Origin of the sequence: Sharpea porci (genome assembly GCF_009695655.1) — a bacterium.
Taxonomy (GTDB): Bacteria; Bacillota_I; Bacilli_A; order Erysipelotrichales; family Coprobacillaceae; genus Sharpea; species Sharpea porci.
In genome coordinates this window covers 1-21433 of sequence record NZ_VUNM01000007.1, presented here as the reverse complement: position 1 = coordinate 21433, position 21433 = coordinate 1, and the positions used below count along the sequence as shown (strand labels likewise).

Below are 21433 nucleotides of genomic sequence, written 5' to 3'. Positions count from 1 at the left end.
AGGCAAGCCTGTGGGGTTGCATAGCAGCCCTGAGTGAGTAGCCTGAGTGAAGCCTTTCGGCTGAACTACGTTAAGAGAGAATATATAGTTACCTGCGGATGTAGTACCAAGTCTGCAGCTCTAAGGTCTGTGATTAAACAGTTCTGAGGTACAGGAACAGTGTTGCAGGCTCATAAACCTCTCATTAACATTGGCGATGGTACACTTACCGCCCTTCGAGGCGAGTTATTAAATCTGTTACAGATTTCAAGGAGGCACCAGAAATGGTATATGTACTTAATATCAGCGGACAGCCGCTCATGCCGACAGACAATTGCGCCAAGGTGCGCATCCTGTTAAAGAGCGGAAAAGCCAGAGTGGTCAGGAGATGTCCGTTTACAATACAACTGATGTATGACACTACGAGCTATACGCAGGAGATTGCCTTAGGCGTGGACAGCGGAAGCAGGCATATCGGTCTTTCAGCTACCACAAAGGACAAGGTATTATTTGAGTCTGATGTAGAGCAGCGTAATGACATAGTGGATTTGCTTTCTACACGCAGACAGAATCGCAGAGCCAGACGAAGTCGCAAGACCAGATACCGCAAGCAGCGTTTCAGCAATCGCAAGCGCAAGGATGGATGGCTGGCACCTTCCGTCCAGAACAAGGTGGATACCCACCTGACGGCAATCCGCAGGGTGCACGAAATTCTGCCAGTCAGCAGAATCATCGTGGAAGTGGCGTCCTTTGACATTCAGAAGATCAAGAATCCTGACATAAGCGGTACGGAATACCAGCAGGGTGAACATATGGGGTTCTGGAATGTGCCTGAGTATATTCTCTTCCGTGACGGCCATGAATGCCAGTGCTGTCATGGAAGGTCAGGAGCCAAGGTTCTGAACGTTCATCATATCGAAAGCAGAAAGACTGGCGGCAATGCACCCAATAACCTGATTACGCTGTGTGAGACCTGCCATACAGGCTATCACAACGGGACAGTAAAACTGCCAAAGACCATACACAGAGGGATGACCTTCAGGGATGCAGCATTCATGGGCATCATGCGATGGGTACTTTACGATAAACTGAGGGTGATTTATCCAGACGTGCATCTGACCTATGGCTACATTACAAAGAGCATTCGTATAGAGAACGGCCTGCCTAAAGATCACTATATAGACGCACGGTGCATAAGTGGCAATCCCAATGCTAAATCGGATGGCACTATGTACTGCCAGAAAAAGGTAAGATGCCACAACCGCAGGATACATAAGAACGGCATCCTGAAGGGAGGCATCAGGAAGCGTAACCAGGCGCCCTATGAAGTAATGGGCTTCAGGCTTTTTGACAAGGTGAAGTGGAAAGGCCGTGAATGCTTCATCTTCGGCAGGCGTTCCACAGGCAGGATGGACCTGAGGCTTCTGGATGGCACCAAGGTGAACGCATCTGTTGGATGCAAGAATTTGCATCTGCTGGAAATGCGCAAGAACATGCTCATTGAGAAAAGGAGGAACCGCTAAACATTTATGACGGTGATGCTCTCTTTACTACCCGCGTCTTCCCTGAAGCTAAAGAACATCACTTCACCTATATTGGTCAAGCTGATATCAAAATATGGACACTGAAAGATGCAATGAAAAATGATTTTGTAATATAGAAATAGGTGCAGAAAACTGCACCTATTTCTTATGCTTCGCTAATCGAAGCATTATATCTTTTGATTTTATAAGCCTGGTAGGAATGATAGATCGTATAGATAATACAGAAGAGTATTAGGGCAACAATAATGCCCATAGAAGCCCCAAAAGTATCAATAAATACATCTCTCAATGAAGGTCCCCTACCATATGAGAAAGACTGATGAAATTCATCCGTACATGCATATAAGAAACAGCCAAATACACTCAACAACATCCTTACAAGCATAGGAACTCTCTCAAATGTAAAAAGCAATAACATTGCCGTAATCGCAAGAATGAAATAAATAAACATATGAGCTAACTTACGAATACCATATTCAAACTGACTACGATAGGTCACTGTAAGCTTAATTTTAATATGATCATTGCCTGTGACTTTCGCAATCACATCACTAAAGACTTCCACAACTTGATCACTGGCCTGAGTGCTTTGTGTGCCATTCTGGGCTGAGAAACGAAATATGACAGACATCCACCACACCAGTACAATAATTAAGACGATTCTTAAGGCAATCAGCCATTTATGGGAATGATCCGCAAGAACTTTATTTAATGTATAAGCCATAATACATCACCTCTTTGTTTCATGTATCATACGCTTATCGCTTGAAGAATGCAATTTTGTTTCTTTTTTCATACATTCTCTCATTATTCCTTAAAGCTTCTTATTGCCCAACGCAGTTTTGTGGATTTTGCACGGGGATTACGATGACATTCTTCACTTGTCGGACGAATGACATTACGTGCTACATCGCTATAAATGCCCAGATTCTTCATTTCTTTAAAGCTCTTCTTCACAATTCGGTCTTCACCTGAATGGAATGTCAGAATCACAACACGTCCGCCTGGCTTGAGGACTGTCGGCAGTTTCTCCATGAATTCATAAAGCACCTCAAATTCCTGATTGACTTCAATACGGATGGCCTGGAAGACTCTGGCTGCTGTTTTATTAATGAGGTCTTTACGTCCTTTTGTATCACCATCATGTGGTACGGATTTATCAATAATCTTGTAGAGAAGTGATGTTGTATCGATGGTCATCCCACTCTTTTGATAGCTGTCAATTGTTTTGGCGATTTCTGATGCATAGGGTTCATCGCTGTTTTCTGCTAAGATATGAGCGATTTCCCACCTTGAGAGTGTTTGAAGATAGGCGCTAGCTGGCATCCCTCTTGTCGGATCAAGGCGTAAGTCAAGTGGGCCATTACCCTTATAGCTAAAGCCACGTTCAGGATTATCAATCTGCATGCTGGAAACACCTAAGTCCGCAAGCACAAAATCAAATTTCCCATATTCCTTTGCGACCTGATCAATATTTCTAAAATTAGTATGGAGAGCTGTAAAGATATCTTCCCCATAGCCTAGGTTTTTAAGGCGTGCCTTTGTCTTTTCAATTTCAATTGCATCAACATCAAGACCATAGAGATGTCCCTTGCCTTCTAGCTTTTCCAACATATGTCTTGTATGTCCACCATATCCTAGCGTACAATCCAGCCCCTGATCACCAGGCATGATTTCTAAATGTTTTAAACATTCATCAACCATAATGGAAATATGCATACCAGCTGGTGTTGCTCCTTTCTTGATACGATGTTCAATAATATCGCCATATTGTTCAGGATGTAATTCTTTATATTTCTCATCAAAGTGTTTGGGATACTTCCCACTATATCTTTTTCTACGTTTATGTTCTTCTGCCATATTCTTCTCCTATTCGTATCGATTCTACCACAAAGATGCTCATAAATATACTATAGGTACAAACTATTATTAAGGAATGGAAATAGGTATCATAGCGACAAAACAATACCTAGTAATTTCTTTCTCTTTCCCCTATGATAAACCTATCTACTTATAGGGGAGTTATTTTATGATTGTAAAGTTTTTAGTTAATGTGTCGAATTTTATGTGGGGAACATGGATGACAGTATTTTTGCTTGGGACAGGGATATTCTTGTCGATTCGCTTCCGCTTTATGTATAACTTTAGAAAGATTGGTTTTCACTTCAAGAATACATATGGCAAGATGTTTAAGTCGGGTGAAGGGACAGGGTCTGTGTCCGGTTTTACGGCTGCCTGTACAGCAATGGCGAACACGATTGGTGTAGGCAATATTGGTGGTGTAGCGACAGCAATCGTAGCCGGTGGTCCTGGTGCTGTTTTCTGGATGTGGTTCTTTGGCCTTTTTGGCATGTCCACGAAAGCCTGTGAGATTATCTTGGGACAGCGTTATCGTACAAAGTATTCAAAAAGCATGGATGAATATATGTGTGATCGTTCCTTCGTTATGAAGAATGCCTTGGGCTGGAAGAAAGGTGCTATTATTTTAGCCTTTGCCTGCTTCCTTTTAGGTCCTTGGACATGTGCTGTTCAGACAGAATCAGTAACAGGTTCTTTGAAACAAGCTTTTGGTCTTGATCCTCGTCTTGTCGTAACGGTATTGGGGATGACTAGCTTTATGACAATATTTGGTGGCTTGAAAGGTATTTCTTCGATTATGGAGAAGGTGGTGCCTTTTATGGCCATGATTTATATTCTTGGGGGATTGGGTATTCTTCTTATGCATATTACCGCCCTTCCTGAAGCTTTCTTCTTAATCATCAAAAGTGCCTTTACCCCAATGGCTGGTGTTGGCGGTTTTGCCGGTGCGACTGTTCGTGATGCAATGCGTTATGGTGTAGCTAGAGGTCTTTATTCCAACGATGCAGGTACGGGTTATGGCATTATTGCCCATGCTTCAGCCAAAACTGATCATCATGTAAGACAATCATCATGGGGCTGGGGTGAAGTCTTTTTTGATACCATTGTCGTATGTTCAGTCACAGCTTTCTCAATCATTCTCACCAATGCCTATATTGATTTCCCAGGTGTTGACTCTGCTTCCTTAACGACAATGACTTTTAAAGTCTCTTATGGCCAGGTAGGTGCTTGGTTTATCGCTATTTCTATTACTGTCTTTGCCTGGACTACGATTATTGGGATGTATTATAGTTGTGAGAAATCGGTGAATTATGTCTTTGGTGATACTGAGAAAAACAAGATTGCGACAAAGATATATATGATTTATTATCTGATTCCTTGTATCTTCTTCTACAATATTAAAGCACAGAGTCTCTGGGCAATGACTGATATTCTCTCTGCTATCTATATCCTTATTACCTTTATCTTCATTATCACAAAACAAAAAGAAATCATGCGTTTATTCAACGATTTCTGGAATCGTTTTATTCCTGCAAAAGAACGTGGTGAGAATGTTCCAGATGTTGTCTATGGCACGATTGAAGGAGAATAATATGAAACAAACAATTGATCAAATATTAAAAGACAATACAGTCATGGTTGTAGATGGATCCATGTCAAGTGCATTAGAAGCATTAGGTTGTAATCTTTCCAATAAGCTTTGGACAGCAACCGTTCTTATTGAAAATCCAACATTAGTCAAAGAAGTCCATAAATACTATTTTCGTGCAGGAGCTAATTGTGGTATTACCTGTTCCTATCAAGCATCCATTCCTGGTTTAATGGCTGTTGGTTATAGTGAAGAAGAAGCTGAGGATTATATTCGTTTGGCTGTTAAGCTTTTTCTTGAAGCAAGGGATGAATGGTGGGAAGAAGAAGGAAAGAAGGCTGATGCGACATATCCTATCTGTCTCGCTTCCGTTGGTCCCTATGGTGCCTATCTTGCCGATGGTAGTGAGTATAAGGGACATTATCATGTCAGTGATGAAGAGCTTTATCATTTTCATAAGCGACGTATGGAATTGCTTTTGGAAGCAGGGGCAGAAGTACTGCTTTGTGAGACGGATCCTTCTTTGCCTGAAGCGCTTATTGAAGCAAAGATTTGTGAAGAGCTTGATGCCGACTTTATCATCAGTTTCTCTTGCCGTGATGGCTTGCATACATATGAAGGACAATCCATCATCACATGTGCCAAGAGTCTCAAAGACTTCCCCCATCTTAAGATGATTGGTGTTAACTGTACTTATCCTACATATATTGAATCACTCATTACAGCCTTAAAATCAGCCACAGACCTTCCTATCATCGTCTATCCTAATAGTGGTGAAGTCTATGATCCAAAGACAAAGACATGGTCTAAAGGCAAAGAAGATGTGTCTTTTGAAGACCATGCTTACTTATGGTTTAAATGTGGTGCTAAGGCTGTTGGGGGTTGTTGTACGACTGTAGATAAACATATCAGACAAGTCGTTCAGGCAAAAAATCGCTATCTCAAAGACCTTTCCATCAAGAAAATATCTGTCTAGAGGTTAATAAAATGAATGATAAAGAAAAAGTATTAGCGTTTCTCAATGATGCAAAAGTCTGGTATCTTGCGACAGTAGATGATGAAGGCAAACCCCATGTAAGACCTTTTGGCGCACAGGCTATTCTCGATAATCAGCTTTATATTCAGACTGGTCTGAAAAAGAAGGTTGCGAAACAGATGTTGGCACATCCCCAAATAGAAATCTCCGGCATGGCCAAAGGGAAATGGATTCGCTTAGAAGCAACTGTTGTCCATGACAATCGTGTTGAACAGGAAGCCCGTTTTCTTGACGCTGTTCCTTCATTAAAAAAGATGTATGCCGCTGGTGATGGCAATACGGCTATCTTCTATCTCAAGGATGCCAAGGCGACAATCTACAGCTTCACTGAAGCACCAGAAACCTATAACTTCTAAAAAACTCTCACTTTTGTGTTCTTAACAACATTTTCTTTTTCCATAATCTACTACAATTTCATTAGAAAGAAGGTGTTGATATGAAGACAATGCAAGAAAAAGTCGGGATGACATTCTCAATTGCCCATGACAATCCCGCAATTGCTCATTGTACCATTTCTAAAGAAGTACTAAGTGGCAAACATGCCATCAATTACTTTTCTTTAGGTCAAGATACGGATATTAGTGCCGAAATTCATCCTTATCACAAATATATCATTGTGAATGAAGGTGAGCTTGAAGTCTATACAAATACTGGTCAAAGCTGGTTGCTTCATACAATGGATGGCATTATCACACCAAGTGATATAGCCATTGGTATGCGTACAAAAACATCAGCAGTTTATACAGAAATACAAATAAGGAGTGAAGAAATGATGAATAGTATTATTAAAGCAGGAGAAGTTTTCCATTTAGCCGATCTTCTGCCCTATCAAGAAGGTCGTATTGTGAATATGGATATTGTCAATAATGACAGTATGAAATTTGTGGTTATGAGTTTTGATGAAGGAACAGGCTTAAGTGAACATGCCGCACCTGGTGAAGCGATTATCTTTGCGTTAGATGGTGAAGCTGTGATTACTTATGAAGGTGTTGATCATGTGATTAAAGCTGGCGAAAACTTCCATTTTGCCCGTGGTGGCAAACATGCCGTTAAAGCGACAAGCAAATTTAAAATGGGCCTTCTCTTGACATTGGAATAAAAAATAGGGGATAAGATGCTTTAGCACTTATCTCCCTTTTTATTATACAGACAACTCATCGATACATATATGCATTGTCATCCTTATTTTATTTCTTGATAACTTAATAATGCTGGCATAGGAACAGAGTGTTCACCAATAATCTTTTCATACCAGACCATATCATACCAGCGCTGGAATTTATAGCCGCATTGATGAAAACGCGCAATTTCCTTATATCCCATATGTTCATGAAAGTCCATACTGTTGGTATTAAGATAGGGATCATGATCATCTCTTGGGGCTGAGATACAGGCATACATATTGGTAATATGCATTTTAGCACATAGCTCTTCAAGGGCTTCATAGATCTTTCGACCAATGCCCATCTTTTTCGCATGATGATCTACATAGATGGATGTTTCGACCGACCAGTCATAAGCTGCCCGTCCCTTTAAAGCACCGACATAACCATAACCAAGAACAACCCCCTCATGTTCATAAACAATATAAGGATATTGTTCTAAGGTATGTTGGATGCGGGATTGAAATTCTTGAATACTTGGGGTTGTATATTCAAAGGTTATGGCTGTTGAAGTGACATAGTACTCATAGATTTCTACAAGTCTCGCTGCATCTTCTAATCTTACTTCTCTAATCATTTTTACACCTACTTTATTTCTGGCAATTGTTTATTGAATATCTGTATTGTCTGTTTATAGCTTTCCATATCAAAGCCTGGTGTTGACAATATGGCATATTCACCATGTGATAAAAGCAATCTATAATGCGTATTCATGAAGCCATTCTTCTTGTAGAAGACATAGCGTCTCAAGCGTTCATTCATATTATCACATTGAGGATCTAAGGCTTCAATATTGAGATTAATGACCTTCTCATATCTTTCCTTCAACAAGTTCAATATTTCCGAACCATAGCCCCTATTCCTAAGCTTCTTATTTACCGCAAAATAAAGCACAAAGACACTTTTTGAGCCAATAATACTAAAAGTAAAGCCGACAAATATCTGATGATCATAATAAGCCAAGAATTCAACATCCCTTCTCGTACTCAAATTCATCAATTGATCAAAGGGAAACTTCTCTTCAGGAGGAAAACAGCTATGATAAAGCTCAATCACTTCCTGCTGGCTAGCCTTCACTTTTCTACTCTGTAACATCTTATCACTCCTATAATTCTAATAGTATCTTAACTGAACATTCTTTACTCGACAACACCCTATTTATATATAAATCGTTAAATAATCCCATATATGGGATTTAAACGCCCCTTTCTTAAGCAAGACTTCTCATTTTTCTTTACAATAAGAGATGAAGAGAGGTGTAATACAAATATGATTACTAAAGTAGAAAGTGATATTTCACATTTATTTATTCAAAGAGATGACCGTGTTGTCGTCAAGATTCCCTTGCATGACCAGATGGGTTTATCCTATGGTCAGAAGTTTGTCGTTGTACGTTCTTATGGTAATGGGCCTGAAGCATTTATCTATGATGAAGGAGGTTATCTGACTGATGCCCTTTATTCCCATGATGGCCATTATATTACTGATATTTCTAAAGATCGTGTGACTTCGATTGAATTCATTGATAAAAAGAATCATCAGATTACTTATCAAGTAGAGAATGGCAAATTTATTAAAGTCAAAGATGAAATCTTGAGTCTCTAGCCCATAGTTGTAACTATGGGTTTTTAATTGAAAAGAAGTAGCTAAGCTACTTCTTTAAAACAACATTCAACCAAATCTTATTTTCCTTTAATCGATCATCAGTAATCATAACATCAATAATCTTAAAATCACCAATATAATCTTTTAAACTCTCATCAGTGAGATCAGAATAATGACGACCTTCACGATCTTCTTCTAGCTCTCCATACAAGAACGAACAAAATAATATACCATCTTCTTTTAAGGCATTATAAAGCTTTGTGAAAGCGGCAAAAAGTTCCTTCTTACGATAATGAAGAAGCACTGCACAAGCCCATATTCCATCAAACATATCGACAAATTCAATATGGGCAACATCACTCTGATAGGCATCGATATTGATTTGGCGTGCATGTTCTACGAATTCTACATTCGGATCAATCGCAATGACATGATGCCCCTGGCTTTTAAAATAAAGTGCATCACGTCCACTTCCACAGCCAACATCAAGGATGAATTGTTGTCCTTCACCAAGATGTCTTTCAAACATCTCATGTTCTCTGCTCATATCGATATTCTCTGTCGCTTTGATATATTCTTCAGCATGTTCTTTATAGAATGCATTTGTATCAACTATTTGATTCGTATCCATAGATTTTCCCTCATAGTTAAAGGATACTAAAAGATTGGCTTGTTGTAAATATGAAGAATTTAGGCATCAGAACGACTAAAGGCATTCTTCATGCCATTACTTGATGTATAGAGTACTTTGTTGAGGCAGTCATCTGTCTCTTTATGCACCATATTTGTCAAGGCTTCATTCGCTTCTTCAATAACAGCTAAGTCCTTTTTTTCTTCAAATAATGCATCATATTTATTGATTAAGGCATGTGATGAAGCAGCTACCTTATTCTGATAGCGTTCAATATGTATTTCTGTTGTATTGAAGTGAGCATCAGCTAAAGCACCAATTAAACGATTGGCCCAATAGAAATTATTAGTATCAACTAATGCCGTTGTATTAGCGACATAGTCAGGGGATTTTGATGTATTGGCATAGAGAGGCAAGAATGTATTGAAAACATTTGAACCATATGTCATCCATTCAATAGCACTGATGTCTTCAGGTACATAATCACGAATTTGAATGAGACCTAGGAAGTCTGTTCTATTGATACCAATTGGACGATATTTACATTCTTTATGGTCTGATTTGCCATAAGGATCATAGGCAGTGCCCTGGTAATGGTTACTTAAAGCCCATTTAACGTCTTCTACAGTAATCTTTCTTTCAGGCACTAATGACCATGGTAAGTCATCATCTTCTGGTCTTAATTCATGATCCCAGTCATATGTAAGAGGGTTAAAATAACGTAATAAAGCCCATGATCTTGGAGTATTATATGTATGATCACTATCATCATGTGAACCAAAGACAAGACGTGCATTAAAGTGATCACCCATATTAAGATCTAAGTGATGCTTTTCAATGAATGTCTTCATATCCTTTGAACACATATGTTCTTTTTGGGTTGTTAAGGCATCTTCTAAGTCAAATTCACTAATGCCTTGTTGGTTAGGCATAATGACATATTCATCATCAGGTACACGTTTCGCAATCCAGTGATGTCCACCAATAGTTTCAAGCCACCAGATTTCATCCTTGTCACTAAAACCAATACCATTCATTTCATATGTGCCATATTCTTCCAACAAGCTTCCTAAGCGTTCAACGCCTTCTCTTGCACTATGGATATAAGGTAATGTAAGCACAACGATATCTTCTTCACCAATACCCTTTTCAACAAGGGGGTCTGCTCCTAAAACAAGAGCATTCGATGTGATGGTTTCTGTAGCTGTCATACCGACATTGGCTTCATTGACACCACAAGCTGCCCAGATGCCTTCACCCTTTAAGGCATTAGGCATTGCCGTATAGCGCATTGGGTTATCAGGTAGCTTTATTTCTACTCCTGAAATCACTGATTTATAATCTCTTGGCTGATCTTTGCTTAAAACGACCGCAAATTTCTTTGGGGCAAACTTACCAGCTGATGCATCATCATTACGGGCTATCATTGTTGAACCGTCATAAGATGCTTTTTTACCTACTAAAATTGTTGTACAAGCCATAATAATATTCCTCCTGTCGCTATTCTAGCACCAATAGTAATGGTTGTCTTAAAAAAAGCCAATCTATTTTCTAATAAGATTGGCATAATGTTGTTTTTTATCTTCATACATACGATCATCAGCCATATTAAAGAGTGTCCGCAAAGAGAGCGGCTCTTCACCATTAACCGCATATCCAACCGCATAGCTAATCTTCACATCCTGTTCTCTCTGATTATAACGTTGAACAGAGTTCTTCAAGAGATCCAATATATCTTCCATGCGTTGACAATCAGCATTACGAATAACTGCAATAAACTCATCCCCACCAAAGCGTCCAATAAAAGCAGACCCTGGAATATTTTTCGTTAATTCATTCGCAAAATCCGCAATCATCTGATCACCTGCTTCATGTCCTAAAGTATCATTGGTCTTTTTTAAGCCATTTAAGTCAAATACAGCTACACCTGTATCGCTTGATGCTGCCCCTTTTCTTGAAAGGAGTTCGTTGACACGTCCTTTATTATAAAGACCGGTTGGGAGATCGATATTGACTTGATGGACTAAGCTAAAGATCTGGCTGACTCCTCCTGATATGACAAAGATATCAAAGCTTAAGACTGTATAGAAGTATGGGGTTGTTGAAGAGATGTAATAAAAATTAAAGATATCAATTAATATGCTTGTGATAATAAGACTTATTAAAAAGACATTTTGTTTTCGATCAAAATAGCCTCGCTTTTCATTATTTAAGACTAAGAGAATGATTATTGTTGAGAAGAACATGATTGAGACATTGACATTGAGAAGCCAGATATTTTCATGTAAATCACGGATATTCATAAACTGCATAATAATCGCCATAATGATAGAAACCATCATAAAGAGAATAAAGCCATCAAGTAACGCCCTGACCTTCTTTCTCGCAAATTGCGTAATATAGAGCTCAAAGCTTAGTGGCATCAACATCAACATCAGCCATCCCGCAAAGATAAAGACACGTGATACAGCTGGTAAAGTAAGCGCAATAATACCTAAGCTCGATAAACGCCAGATTCCTATATTCAAGCCAAATAAGCCTAAATAACCAAGCCCATGAGTCGGTGTATGTGAACGAAGTCTAAAGATGGCATAGATAAGATAACCTGCGCCAAAAAGAATAGCGAGAAAAGCCAAGACTAATTGTAAGAGATCGCCATGAAGCTGATAACGATACATACTGACAATTTCCCCTAAATAAAAAGTTATTTTTTCTTTAGGCATCGTATCATAAACCGGAGAAATAAGAATTCTGACTTCTTTTCCATGATCCTGATGATTGAATTCATTCAATACCCATACTGGTCCAGCCGTTTTCCCCATTCCATCCTTCAATGAATAATGATATTTCAGTTGATCACCTACATAAATATCCACATCACTACTATCAACATAAAACATCAAGCTATCATGATTATGGGCCTTTTTATAATAGGTAAAATGATATTCATAAGAATAGCCATGCCTCGCTTTATTATTCATGACTTTCTTTTCTTTTAAAGAAAGCTTCGTTAAGCGTTCACTATGTTCTGAATAGTGAGAAACTGTATTCGTATAGCCTATAAGACTTAGAATAATCAAACTCAAGATGATTATGACAAAGAACAACTTTTGAATAATTCTTTCGACTCTTGGTAACTGTTCCATAGATTTCTCCCTTGTCGTCATTATATCACATTCTATGACATCACAAGTAGATTTTACGAGAAAGCGTAAATATATCTTTATTCATTCTTATTTTCCAAATAAACAAGCCAAAATATCCATACTTGTCATATAGACAAATAGGATTTAAGTCAGTAAAATAAGAAAAAAAAGAAAGAAGGCATCACTATGTATAGACTTACATCCAAGCTTATTGTCTATCGTTCAATAGATAAACAAAGCATTCTTTATCAACTTTCCGAGATCTGTCATGAATTCGACCAAGGGCATTATGAAAAAGAAGATTTACGTGGACGTATTCTTGATGAAATCAATCGCTTACTCGAATTATCCACAAAATATGGCTTTGACCACAACCTCTGGCATAATTACTTAGCTTATTTACTAGCCAGTACGGAAGTTCCTTTTTCACTTGTCAGCGAGAAGGTTGGTGCGAATGAAGGTTCGGTGAATCTCTTTGCGAAGAATGATTTACATATTTTTAAAGAACTCTTTGATTATGATTTTTCAAGATTGGAAGAAGCTTTAGATTTGAATTGTTTTACGATTATTGAAAACTATCATGCCTTGACTAAGAAGGAACGTATTTTTAATAAATCTGTCAGTGAGAAAGTCATTGCCCTTTCTTCACAAATTGAAAAGACCACAACTGATGATGAATTATACAATGTCGTAACAACATTCTATAAGGATTATGGTGTGGGTAAGCTTGGCTTAAATAAAGCTTTTCGTGTTCGCATTACAGAAGAGAGTGATTCTGTTCTTGAACCTATCACGGCAACAGGCACAATGGTCCTTGATGACTTAGTTGGTTATGAAATACAGAAAAAGAAGCTTGTCGAAAATACAGAAGCATTTATTGAAGGTCGATTAGCGAATAATGTGCTTCTCTATGGTGATGCTGGTACTGGTAAGTCAACTTCAGTCAAAGCGATTATGAATGAATATTATGATCGTGGTTTACGTATGATTGAAGTTTATAAGCAGGATTTTGTTCATCTTTCGAAAGTCATCAATGAAATAAAAAATAGAAATTATCGTTTTATTATCTTTATGGATGATCTTTCTTTTGATGAAGGTGAATATGAATATAAATATTTGAAGGCAGTTATTGAAGGTGGTCTTGAGACGAAGCCAGACAATGTCCTGATCTATGCCACAAGTAACCGTCGTCACTTAGTTCGTGAAAGCTGGAATGATCGTAATCTTGAAAGCGAAGATGATGATTTACATAGAAATGATACAGTACAAGAAAAGCTTTCATTAGCTGCCCGTTTTGGATGTTCTATTGGCTATTTCAAGCCAAATAAGAAAGAATATGAAAACATCGTCAACACGCTTGCTAAAAAGTATCCAGAAATCACATTAAGTGAAAACGAACTTAAGCAAGAAGCCAATAAATGGGAAATTGCCCATGGTGGTTTCTCTGGCAGAACTGCACAGCAATTCATCAATTATCTTGTCGGTAAAAACAGAAGCTAAATACAGGATGTCACTTGACATCCTTTTACATATATATTGGTATTTCTATTAATTCCTCATATCATCTATCTTTAAAAGATATCTGATAGGAAACTTCTCTCAGTTAACCTCTATATAAGGACGAACCTAGCATTATATCTATTAAGAGCCTTGCCGATAGCCTGATTGGTCATTGGCATGAACTTCCTGATGCACTTCGCTATCTTCTCCATGAAGTGTCTTCCTGTATATCTGTGGTTGAACCTGTACTCCTGCTCAGCCAGAAGCAGAGGAAGGTCTCTCTTGCATACGCTCTTGTAGATGTTCTTGATGTTGTTCTAAAAGTTGCTGGCTATAATATTGAGCCACTTCATCTTGTAGTTTCCATCATGGTAGTCAACTCTCGAGTTCTCAAGATTCACGTAATCCTTCATCCACATGAAGCTTCATGTACCTGGGATGCTTGTTGTCTTCACCAGCGGAAAGAACCATCAGCACCTGCTGCTTGTTTTCAGAGCCTTTTCCGCGCTTACCGCGAGGATTTCTTCCGCCAACCTCAATGATATCAGCCTCATAGAACATTAATTCACGTTTCTTCTCGTTGTTGCTTTCAGACATAAGGATCCTGAACTTTCTCAGGTATCTTCGGGCTGTCTTTACATAGACATAAATGCTGTTGGCTAGATCAGGCGCACTCAGTCCTCTGCTGCTTGTGAAAAAGAGATAGAGAGCAGTAAGGATCTGGAGAGCGTAAGGTTGGAGTTATCAAGGATAGTTCCACCAAGCAGGGTATGCTGCTTGCCGCATTCCTTGCATTAAAGGATGTATCCATTCTTGATGAGATAATACTCATGGCATTCGCAACAGTCATATACGAATTCTTTAGGGAACTTGACTGAAATGAAGAACTCAACCTGCCTGTCCTCATCAGAGAATCTTCTAATGAAATCAACAAGCGAGTCCTTTCTAGGCTTGGCTTTTGCGTGCTGGTGTAATCTGTTCTTCATGGTATAGTGCCTCCTTGACCATCTAAAACTATTGTAGCCTAGATTCAAGAACGAGGTCGTCTAGTGAGACTGTTTAAATCCCATTTTGGGGATTATATTTCGAAACTTAAAAAAAACGCTTACTGAGAGTTGTTCCCTATCAGAATATCTTTTATACTTCCAACATTGTCTTCTCCAACGATTTTAAAATACTTCCTATACCTATCTTATCGTTATGTGCATCTTCTTGTAAATCATCCTGCGGCATCTCTACACAAGAAAGCAATACTAAATTTTCACTTTCCCTTCGGCAGAATATTCAAAATCAGTAATTTTATAAAACTCACTTTCAATGATCACTATACGTTAAACGGTTAAATCATCATACGAGTCAAGTACATCTTTTATTGTAATAAAATTTTTATACTGTAACGTTTCCTTATGACAAATTGAAATACGGTCAGAGTAGACAATCGTTCTCGTAATTATCTAAATTTTATTTTCAACATTTCTTTTCTTCCTTTTTGCTTTATTTTTAGTCTCTATTTTAGCACTCAAATTCATTGCCGGAAGTATCTCAAAACTTTCATTAATTAGATCAACTTTTATTGGATAACTAAAACCCACACCGCAACTCCACATTATTTCCTGTTCCAAATGCTCCTTATTTGATAAATCGTAAAGAAAAATCTGCATTTTTAATAATGTAAAAGTTGAGTTGGTAAAATCACCTTCTTCGTAATATTGGGTAGAATTACAAAAGTCAAATGGTGATCTTAAAGTTACAAGAATAGTTTTTAGATCACTCCCGCATTCAAAATCAGATAATATTTTCTCCCAATAGCAATATCTCGATCGAAGAAATCCACCATTATAATCCATAGAGTGAATTATATATTCAAACAATTCATCTGCATTGCTTTTTGCTAAAATAAAAGATACTTTCTTTAATAATTCATACAATGTCAAAACAAATCACCTCGCCAATTAATTAAAAGTGTCACCATAAAATATCTTTAATTTGTTTTGCGTTTTTGGCACTCTGTTCAGCAACGATTGGCTTTTCACAGATAATACCATACTCACTTGATGTTCTTAATACGAGTTTATCCTGCGCTTCATCTTTATACCCATCCATATAGTCACTCATTGCATCTATAGCACGGCAAAAAACACATTGCTTTTCATTTTCAATATCCATTTCAGGCATTTCTACTTCAAGATATATCGGATTGCAATGTTGATGCGACCAATAGCCTTTTTCTGTTAAAAATCCACCGTAATAGCTGTGTCGGAAAAATCAACATAGAGTCCATTGTTAACTCTTCCAAGAAGCAATTCCACTCATCCATAGTAGTTTCGATAATTCCATATTCACCGGTAGGAATATACCTAACGGGAAGCCCTTCGTGATGAATATAGGGCAATGCTAAAAATTGATATTCAAATCGATCTTTACGAAACTCATCAACCTTGTCCGATTCGTTATCGTCTAATTCATTAGATCACAAATTTGTAATATTAGCTTTTTCATCCAAATGTAAACAAGTAGTAGCTTCTCCGCTATATTCAACCAATTTTTCTTGTTTTTCTGTTGAAAGATTTGGATTTAAACGATACTTGATTTAACCAAAGGAATGGTGTCACCATCAATAATTCTTTTCTATTACACACCGAGTTTTTTCTTTAATAATGTAATTCTTGGCATAAGTAAGAGCTGTTTCATATTTTCGAAAATATCCGCAAGCATAATGATCTTCGCCATCAAACACGACATAGAGCGTTTCACCACACGAATCGTATTCAAATTGTTTCATTACTTTTTCTTCATAGACTATTCGTTCACCAATTTGGAATCTTAAAACAACATCGTCGGTTTTAATTGCCAATTCAGTCAAGGTAAAAAGTCGCCCCTGACGAGTGGTGTTGGGTTTATTCCAAATCAGTGTTACTTGTCGAAAATCCATCAATTTAAATCCTATTTCCTCATATATGTTTCGTGTATAATTTGAATCAATTATCTCAAATATCACACATCCCATTGAAAATTATGACATCCGATAGATATTCGCATGTTTTAAGTTCATTTTTCTCACATCCCTTTTGTTGCTTAAACATTCCAATCCAATAATCCCAACCACTTATAAACACATCAATAAAATCCTTCGTGTTTCCACGTTTTAAATATTTGTTTCTATATTCTTCCTTTAATTCATACGATTGGAAAACAAGTGTAAATGGTATTTAATCACACTCAAGCCAATTCATTATTTGAATATCAGTTGGAATTACAATTATTTTGTTGGGTTCAGATTTATCGAGTGATATTAATTTATCGTAATAATCATATCTCCAATCGATATTTAAAATCAGTTCAGGAGCTGCTTTAATGCTTTCGTCATAATATTTGTTGTTTAGTTCACTTAAATTAGAATATTTGTAAGGCATAACGTGTAGATCAATGATATTTTGATGCGCTTTTGCAAAAGTTGTTTTGCCTACACTTGAATAACCTGCAACTATCATTTTGTCACCTTCCGCTTTATTTCATATTATTTTTCTTCCTCAAGCAAACTTTCAGGCTCCTTTTTTATTCTTCGCCAAGTTTTTAGTTCTTCTGCGGTCAAGTCTTTTTCAATAACAATAGGTAGCCCTTGTTGTTGGACTTTCCACCACAAAGTATCGGTTATACTACACTTTCCACAAGTGCGAGGTCCTAATAATCCGAACGTACCAATTTGTGGCGGGTAGTCCCAACCGGCATCAAAAGCTTCTTGAGCTGTGCAGTAAAGTTTTGTGCCACACACCTCACAATAATGCCAAAATGGTCGTGAATTCATGCTTTCAAGCAAATCTGCCTTGGCTTTTATTTTTTCATTCTCTTTGCGCAATTCTTCAGCATCTTCAAGTATTTCTTTTCGAGCCGGTTCAACAATTTCAGGTTTAGGCTCATCCATCCTTAATTTAATAACATCATCGACAACCTCGTAAATGGAATCAAATCCTTCGATTGGATTTGGAAATTCTATTTGTTCGGCTTCGGTTTTAAGTTGCTGAAAAGAGTGTGCCAATCTTCTTTCCGTAACATATGTTTCCCAAACCGAGTCACTAGGGCACATCACATAAACTTCAATCTTAATATTTTTAAATGTGTTTCTGATAACATCTATGTATCCAATTCTGCGTTTTGCTTTATATAAAGTCTGTTCGACAACTACGTTTTTGCCATTTTGTAAGGTGTCGATAATATCTAGCAATAGATTTTCATTCGCTTTGTATAAACACTTGAATTCTTGTCCAAACGGGATATGCTTACCGAATCCAGCCTCTTTATAGGCGGCTTGTTGATAATCATACACATTCAATATCACGGTATTTCTCTTGTTAGAAAAATGATTCTGAATAAAGGTTGTCTTACCGGATGCTGTAGCACCTATAACAAGAGTTACGGTTATTTTAGCAAGAACATCGTTGTTTATTGGTTGATTGGCCATATAATCCCTCCGTATTTATTCTTGAGAACATTTAATTGAATGTATTGTTTAGCGGTTCAAAATCAATCAGGTAGAAGAATAAACCAAATATTGCAGGACTCAAATCCGCTAATAGTTCCGGACAATAAGCTGTAACGGAATCTTCTGTTTCGAGTGGAGCTACTTCATATAAATCGTAACAAATAACGATTGTTAAGGTAATATCAAAACAATCATACTCAGTCATATAAATTCTTGGTGTATGTAGGTGGTGATGCTAATATAACATGCCGCCAGCACCATCGGATGATTTAAGCCAACCCGTCGCATTTATATAATTAAATAATCTCATTAACATAGGTATGTTTTTGCTATGATCTTCGCATCATTCCGTCGCTACATGGGGGGGAGTAGGTTCTTACCTCAATTTCGTCGTTATATAACCAAATACGGGATTCTATAGCCCTGTTTGGAGCACTATCGTATCCTTGAAAAATCACAGTGTATCGAGGAACACCATTATCAATATCTACCTCAAAATTAATGAAATGGGATTTTAAGTATTGCTTTAATCTTGCTTCGACTTGTAACTTATTCATACATATCACACCTTTGGTCAGTTTCTTATACGTTGTAATTCAAAAAGAGGAATGCTTTTATCATCAATATAATAATCACAACAAATTTTTGAGAATTGCCACCGTATAGTTCTATGTATTCCTGCAAATTATCGTTGATTGCATCGAAACACACCCCTTGTTGCTCACCCCATTTAAAAGCCACCTCAAGGGCTTGTCCGGTACGGCAAGTCTAAATGATTAGCTTGTTTCCTTTGTTTCTCCATCTTTTTAAAAAGTTAATAAGATCTGTGCTGAGTTGACCAACTTTAGGCCATCGGCCAAAACTGAGCGTGCCATCAAAATCGACGGCTATGGTTTTGTGATTTTTCATTTTAATCACATTTAAGCACATTTGATATTGGCAACAATACAACTGTGATCGGGAATTCCTATTATTTCTGTATTATCAAAAACATCATCATACACAGCAGCTTCTACTAATATTTTTTCACCTGTAGCAATATGATCTATTTTCATATAACCACGATAACTGTTACCTTCCATTGGATACAAAATAATGTTTTTATTTTTAAGATCATTTACGACCATTTGATAGTTAAAATATTGTCTTGGTCTATTGCGATATCCGTTAATATCATTACTTATTACTCCGTGATTAAAGTCGCCAGTTAACACAAGACGGGATTTATCTGACAGGTTTTCAATATAACTTAGCACCCTATCCCACTGTTTTTTTCTATCCTTAAAATCTGCATCATTACCTCCTGCAACCAATAGTCGAACTGTGATTAAGTCAATATATTCGTCTCCTTTTTCTACACGTAAGTGCAACATATGAGGTTCTGTCATTTCGCATATTTTCTTAACAACATATTCTTTTTTAATTTCACAAAGAATTCCTCTGCCTTTTTCATCTAAAGATGTAAAACCATTGTATCCTGAATCTGCAAATGTTTTTAGATAATCAGAATTGTCGCAATCCATAAATTCGACGTTGGTATATATATCAGTATCCGCTATAGATAGTTGCTTCTTCGCGATGTTTTGTGAAATTAAATAATCTTCTTTTCTTTTTCCTCGTTCAATTCTTAGATTTAACGATGTCTCCACAATTTTGATTTTCATTTTATTATTCTCCTATATGTATTGGGGTTGCCAAGGGGAAATCGCCCCTTGGCGACTATATTTACCTTGTAAAAACTGCTTCTCTTAACGCAGAATTCTCAGCGTATGTTGCTACCATGATGTAACCATATCTAACGCCTGCACCTATAGTTCCTGCAGCCTGGCGTGCAGAGAGTCCCAGTGTTCCCATAAGCCAAGAGCGAAGGTAGCTATATGTATATGATTCACCACCATTGGCAAATAAAGCATTACCTAATTCAAAATTAAACATAAATTCACCGTCTTTCTCAAAATATTATAGAATTTAATAACCAATGACCGTATTTTTATTATAATTTGCGATTGTTGATTTGTCAATAGAGTTTTTGTGAATTCCACGCTAACACTATTGATTTTTTTGCATTTCGTACTATAAAATATAAGTACAAATTAAAGAAAGGATAGATATTTATGCATACATATAAGTTTACTTTAACTCCTGCCAATCGAAAAACGAGTGTTGACTTCAAATATTTGGAGGATAATTATAGAATATTTACACTTGCAGCTAATAATTGTAATTCCGGAGTAAATTTCAGAAGATCCAAAAAAAAGATTATAATTGAGCAAATTACAGAGAACCAAATTGACTTGATTTTGTCATCTGCTACTGAATTATCATCTCCAACCCGAACCTTGTCCGCATATAGTAGAGAACTTATCCGACTTGATAAAGAGAGTTCCTTATTAGACTCTTTAATATACAATCACACCTTATTCAGAACCGAGTTAATTGAAATAGTAAAAACTCCCCAAAAATCCATTGATACTATAAGTTCTGCTGAGTTATTAAAGGCGATTGTTGATCTTTTGTATTCTTCTACAAAAAGCTACAATACAAAGCAAAAAAATGAAGCAATAACAAAACTCAAAGAAATAATGTTGCCTTTCATATAAAGTGAATTGATTTTAAGGATAAAAATACGAAGCTACTTAACTCTACTATAAAAACTGTTGTTCTAATCGTTTTGTTTATACCTTTTCTTAATTTCCATGGGATATTATTGATTTTGGGGGCATAAACAAATATATATGGTATTTCAATTCTTATTTGAATCAGGATATACGCTGTGTCAAGCGAATTTGAAAATGTCCTGAATATTTTTAATTATGAGCACCATATAAATGAGCTTTGATTGAAGAAGAATATAACTTCCAGCTGTTCTGTCTCCAAGGATGGTTTACTGGCGGTATATAC

General features: G+C 37.1%; 24 protein-coding genes. 8 read left to right on the top strand and 16 right to left on the bottom strand.

Annotation, left to right across the window (positions count from 1 at the left end; genetic code table 11):
* Positions 1-263: 263 nt before the first annotated feature.
* Positions 264-1502 (top strand): RNA-guided endonuclease IscB, encoded by a 1239-nt coding sequence (gene iscB, locus FYJ79_RS04645; RefSeq protein ID WP_154514937.1) that lies wholly within the window; start codon positions 264-266, stop codon positions 1500-1502.
* Between the two features lie 166 nt (positions 1503-1668).
* Here iscB and FYJ79_RS04640 read toward each other — a convergent pair whose 3' ends face one another.
* Positions 1669-2247: a VanZ family protein gene (locus FYJ79_RS04640; protein WP_154514935.1), complete on the bottom strand. Its 579-nt coding sequence runs from the start codon at positions 2245-2247 to the stop codon at positions 1669-1671.
* A gap of 83 nt (positions 2248-2330) precedes the next feature.
* Positions 2331-3383, bottom strand: a complete 1053-nt coding sequence (rsmH, locus tag FYJ79_RS04635) for a 16S rRNA (cytosine(1402)-N(4))-methyltransferase RsmH (RefSeq protein WP_154514933.1) — start codon at positions 3381-3383, stop codon at positions 2331-2333.
* Positions 3384-3552: 169 nt separating this feature from the next.
* On the opposite strand from rsmH, the gene FYJ79_RS04630 reads away from it, so the two are divergent.
* The 4 genes from FYJ79_RS04630 to FYJ79_RS04615 all read left to right on the top strand — a co-directional run bounded on the left by FYJ79_RS04630 (position 3553) and on the right by FYJ79_RS04615 (position 7106).
* Positions 3553-4974, top strand: a complete 1422-nt coding sequence (locus tag FYJ79_RS04630) for an alanine/glycine:cation symporter family protein (RefSeq protein WP_154514931.1) — start codon at positions 3553-3555, stop codon at positions 4972-4974.
* Position 4975: 1 nt separating this feature from the next.
* Positions 4976-5947 carry a homocysteine S-methyltransferase gene (mmuM, locus tag FYJ79_RS04625; protein ID WP_154514929.1) on the top strand — a complete coding sequence of 324 codons (972 nt, stop codon included), beginning with the start codon at positions 4976-4978 and terminating at the stop codon, positions 5945-5947.
* Positions 5948-5958: 11 nt separating this feature from the next.
* On the top strand, positions 5959-6363 hold the full coding sequence (locus FYJ79_RS04620; RefSeq protein WP_154514927.1) for a pyridoxamine 5'-phosphate oxidase family protein: 405 nt from the start codon (positions 5959-5961) through the stop codon (positions 6361-6363).
* An 80-nt stretch (positions 6364-6443) separates the two neighbouring features.
* On the top strand, positions 6444-7106 hold the full coding sequence (locus tag FYJ79_RS04615; RefSeq protein ID WP_229771324.1) for a cupin domain-containing protein: 663 nt from the start codon (positions 6444-6446) through the stop codon (positions 7104-7106).
* Positions 7107-7189: 83 nt separating this feature from the next.
* Here the strand turns inward: FYJ79_RS04615 and FYJ79_RS04610 are convergent, their stop codons facing one another.
* Positions 7190-7747 carry a GNAT family N-acetyltransferase gene (locus tag FYJ79_RS04610; RefSeq protein ID WP_154514925.1) on the bottom strand — a complete coding sequence of 186 codons (558 nt, stop codon included), beginning with the start codon at positions 7745-7747 and terminating at the stop codon, positions 7190-7192.
* 8 nt (positions 7748-7755) lie between these two features.
* Entirely contained in the window at positions 7756-8265 is a 510-nt protein-coding gene (locus FYJ79_RS04605) for a GNAT family N-acetyltransferase (RefSeq protein WP_154514923.1), read from the bottom strand.
* Between the two features lie 174 nt (positions 8266-8439).
* Between FYJ79_RS04605 and FYJ79_RS04600 the strand changes: the two genes are divergently transcribed.
* Positions 8440-8775 carry a hypothetical protein gene (locus FYJ79_RS04600; RefSeq protein WP_154514921.1) on the top strand — a complete coding sequence of 112 codons (336 nt, stop codon included), beginning with the start codon at positions 8440-8442 and terminating at the stop codon, positions 8773-8775.
* A 46-nt stretch (positions 8776-8821) separates the two neighbouring features.
* Here the strand turns inward: FYJ79_RS04600 and FYJ79_RS04595 are convergent, their stop codons facing one another.
* The 3 genes from FYJ79_RS04595 to FYJ79_RS04585 all read right to left on the bottom strand — a co-directional run bounded on the left by FYJ79_RS04595 (position 8822) and on the right by FYJ79_RS04585 (position 12552).
* Positions 8822-9406, bottom strand: coding sequence for a class I SAM-dependent methyltransferase (locus FYJ79_RS04595; protein ID WP_154514919.1), 585 nt, complete (start codon positions 9404-9406; stop codon positions 8822-8824).
* Between the two features lie 59 nt (positions 9407-9465).
* On the bottom strand, positions 9466-10887 hold the full coding sequence (locus FYJ79_RS04590) for a C69 family dipeptidase (protein WP_154514917.1): 1422 nt from the start codon (positions 10885-10887) through the stop codon (positions 9466-9468).
* Positions 10888-10950: 63 nt separating this feature from the next.
* Positions 10951-12552, bottom strand: a complete 1602-nt coding sequence (locus FYJ79_RS04585) for a sensor domain-containing diguanylate cyclase (protein ID WP_195837018.1) — start codon at positions 12550-12552, stop codon at positions 10951-10953.
* A gap of 186 nt (positions 12553-12738) precedes the next feature.
* Between FYJ79_RS04585 and FYJ79_RS04580 the strand changes: the two genes are divergently transcribed.
* Positions 12739-14052 carry an ATP-binding protein gene (locus tag FYJ79_RS04580; RefSeq protein ID WP_154514913.1) on the top strand — a complete coding sequence of 438 codons (1314 nt, stop codon included), beginning with the start codon at positions 12739-12741 and terminating at the stop codon, positions 14050-14052.
* A gap of 390 nt (positions 14053-14442) precedes the next feature.
* Here FYJ79_RS04580 and FYJ79_RS04575 read toward each other — a convergent pair whose 3' ends face one another.
* From FYJ79_RS04575 to FYJ79_RS04530, 9 genes are all read right to left on the bottom strand, one after another.
* Positions 14443-14649 carry a hypothetical protein gene (locus tag FYJ79_RS04575; RefSeq protein WP_154514911.1) on the bottom strand — a complete coding sequence of 69 codons (207 nt, stop codon included), beginning with the start codon at positions 14647-14649 and terminating at the stop codon, positions 14443-14445.
* 197 nt (positions 14650-14846) lie between these two features.
* Complete coding sequence (locus FYJ79_RS04570) at positions 14847-15038, bottom strand: hypothetical protein (RefSeq protein ID WP_154514909.1); 192 nt, start codon at positions 15036-15038, stop codon at positions 14847-14849.
* Between the two features lie 468 nt (positions 15039-15506).
* Positions 15507-15986 (bottom strand): hypothetical protein, encoded by a 480-nt coding sequence (locus tag FYJ79_RS04565; protein ID WP_195837017.1) that lies wholly within the window; start codon positions 15984-15986, stop codon positions 15507-15509.
* A 31-nt stretch (positions 15987-16017) separates the two neighbouring features.
* Positions 16018-16227 (bottom strand): hypothetical protein, encoded by a 210-nt coding sequence (locus tag FYJ79_RS04560; protein ID WP_154514905.1) that lies wholly within the window; start codon positions 16225-16227, stop codon positions 16018-16020.
* Positions 16228-16666: 439 nt separating this feature from the next.
* Entirely contained in the window at positions 16667-16984 is a 318-nt protein-coding gene (locus tag FYJ79_RS04555; protein ID WP_154514903.1) for a hypothetical protein, read from the bottom strand.
* Positions 16985-17261: 277 nt separating this feature from the next.
* Entirely contained in the window at positions 17262-17543 is a 282-nt protein-coding gene (locus tag FYJ79_RS04550; protein ID WP_154514901.1) for a DEAD/DEAH box helicase family protein, read from the bottom strand.
* 26 nt (positions 17544-17569) lie between these two features.
* Entirely contained in the window at positions 17570-18511 is a 942-nt protein-coding gene (locus FYJ79_RS04545; RefSeq protein ID WP_154514899.1) for an AAA family ATPase, read from the bottom strand.
* A 941-nt stretch (positions 18512-19452) separates the two neighbouring features.
* Positions 19453-20196, bottom strand: a complete 744-nt coding sequence (locus FYJ79_RS04535) for an endonuclease/exonuclease/phosphatase family protein (RefSeq protein ID WP_154514895.1) — start codon at positions 20194-20196, stop codon at positions 19453-19455.
* Between the two features lie 61 nt (positions 20197-20257).
* On the bottom strand, positions 20258-20467 hold the full coding sequence (locus FYJ79_RS04530) for a hypothetical protein (RefSeq protein WP_154514893.1): 210 nt from the start codon (positions 20465-20467) through the stop codon (positions 20258-20260).
* A 179-nt stretch (positions 20468-20646) separates the two neighbouring features.
* Between FYJ79_RS04530 and FYJ79_RS04525 the strand changes: the two genes are divergently transcribed.
* A complete protein-coding gene (locus FYJ79_RS04525) occupies positions 20647-21132 on the top strand; it encodes a hypothetical protein (protein ID WP_154514891.1) in 486 nt (161 codons plus the stop codon).
* The last annotated feature ends 301 nt before the right edge of the window (positions 21133-21433 follow it).

Coding starts and splice junctions, on each gene's coding strand:
- iscB (WP_154514937.1), top strand. CDS start 264: ATGGTATATGTACTTAATATCAGCGGACAGCCGCTCATGCCGACAGAC.
- FYJ79_RS04640 (WP_154514935.1), bottom strand. CDS start 2,247: ATGGCTTATACATTAAATAAAGTTCTTGCGGATCATTCCCATAAATGG.
- rsmH (WP_154514933.1), bottom strand. CDS start 3,383: ATGGCAGAAGAACATAAACGTAGAAAAAGATATAGTGGGAAGTATCCC.
- FYJ79_RS04630 (WP_154514931.1), top strand. CDS start 3,553: ATGATTGTAAAGTTTTTAGTTAATGTGTCGAATTTTATGTGGGGAACA.
- mmuM (WP_154514929.1), top strand. CDS start 4,976: ATGAAACAAACAATTGATCAAATATTAAAAGACAATACAGTCATGGTT.
- FYJ79_RS04620 (WP_154514927.1), top strand. CDS start 5,959: ATGAATGATAAAGAAAAAGTATTAGCGTTTCTCAATGATGCAAAAGTC.
- FYJ79_RS04615 (WP_229771324.1), top strand. CDS start 6,444: ATGAAGACAATGCAAGAAAAAGTCGGGATGACATTCTCAATTGCCCAT.
- FYJ79_RS04610 (WP_154514925.1), bottom strand. CDS start 7,747: ATGATTAGAGAAGTAAGATTAGAAGATGCAGCGAGACTTGTAGAAATC.
- FYJ79_RS04605 (WP_154514923.1), bottom strand. CDS start 8,265: ATGTTACAGAGTAGAAAAGTGAAGGCTAGCCAGCAGGAAGTGATTGAG.
- FYJ79_RS04600 (WP_154514921.1), top strand. CDS start 8,440: ATGATTACTAAAGTAGAAAGTGATATTTCACATTTATTTATTCAAAGA.
- FYJ79_RS04595 (WP_154514919.1), bottom strand. CDS start 9,406: ATGGATACGAATCAAATAGTTGATACAAATGCATTCTATAAAGAACAT.
- FYJ79_RS04590 (WP_154514917.1), bottom strand. CDS start 10,887: ATGGCTTGTACAACAATTTTAGTAGGTAAAAAAGCATCTTATGACGGT.
- FYJ79_RS04585 (WP_195837018.1), bottom strand. CDS start 12,552: ATGGAACAGTTACCAAGAGTCGAAAGAATTATTCAAAAGTTGTTCTTT.
- FYJ79_RS04580 (WP_154514913.1), top strand. CDS start 12,739: ATGTATAGACTTACATCCAAGCTTATTGTCTATCGTTCAATAGATAAA.
- FYJ79_RS04575 (WP_154514911.1), bottom strand. CDS start 14,649: ATGTCTGAAAGCAACAACGAGAAGAAACGTGAATTAATGTTCTATGAG.
- FYJ79_RS04570 (WP_154514909.1), bottom strand. CDS start 15,038: ATGAAGAACAGATTACACCAGCACGCAAAAGCCAAGCCTAGAAAGGAC.
- FYJ79_RS04560 (WP_154514905.1), bottom strand. CDS start 16,227: ATGCCTGAAATGGATATTGAAAATGAAAAGCAATGTGTTTTTTGCCGT.
- FYJ79_RS04555 (WP_154514903.1), bottom strand. CDS start 16,984: ATGGATTTTCGACAAGTAACACTGATTTGGAATAAACCCAACACCACT.
- FYJ79_RS04550 (WP_154514901.1), bottom strand. CDS start 17,543: ATGATAGTTGCAGGTTATTCAAGTGTAGGCAAAACAACTTTTGCAAAA.
- FYJ79_RS04545 (WP_154514899.1), bottom strand. CDS start 18,511: ATGGCCAATCAACCAATAAACAACGATGTTCTTGCTAAAATAACCGTA.
- FYJ79_RS04535 (WP_154514895.1), bottom strand. CDS start 20,196: ATGAAAATCAAAATTGTGGAGACATCGTTAAATCTAAGAATTGAACGA.
- FYJ79_RS04530 (WP_154514893.1), bottom strand. CDS start 20,467: ATGTTTAATTTTGAATTAGGTAATGCTTTATTTGCCAATGGTGGTGAA.
- FYJ79_RS04525 (WP_154514891.1), top strand. CDS start 20,647: ATGCATACATATAAGTTTACTTTAACTCCTGCCAATCGAAAAACGAGT.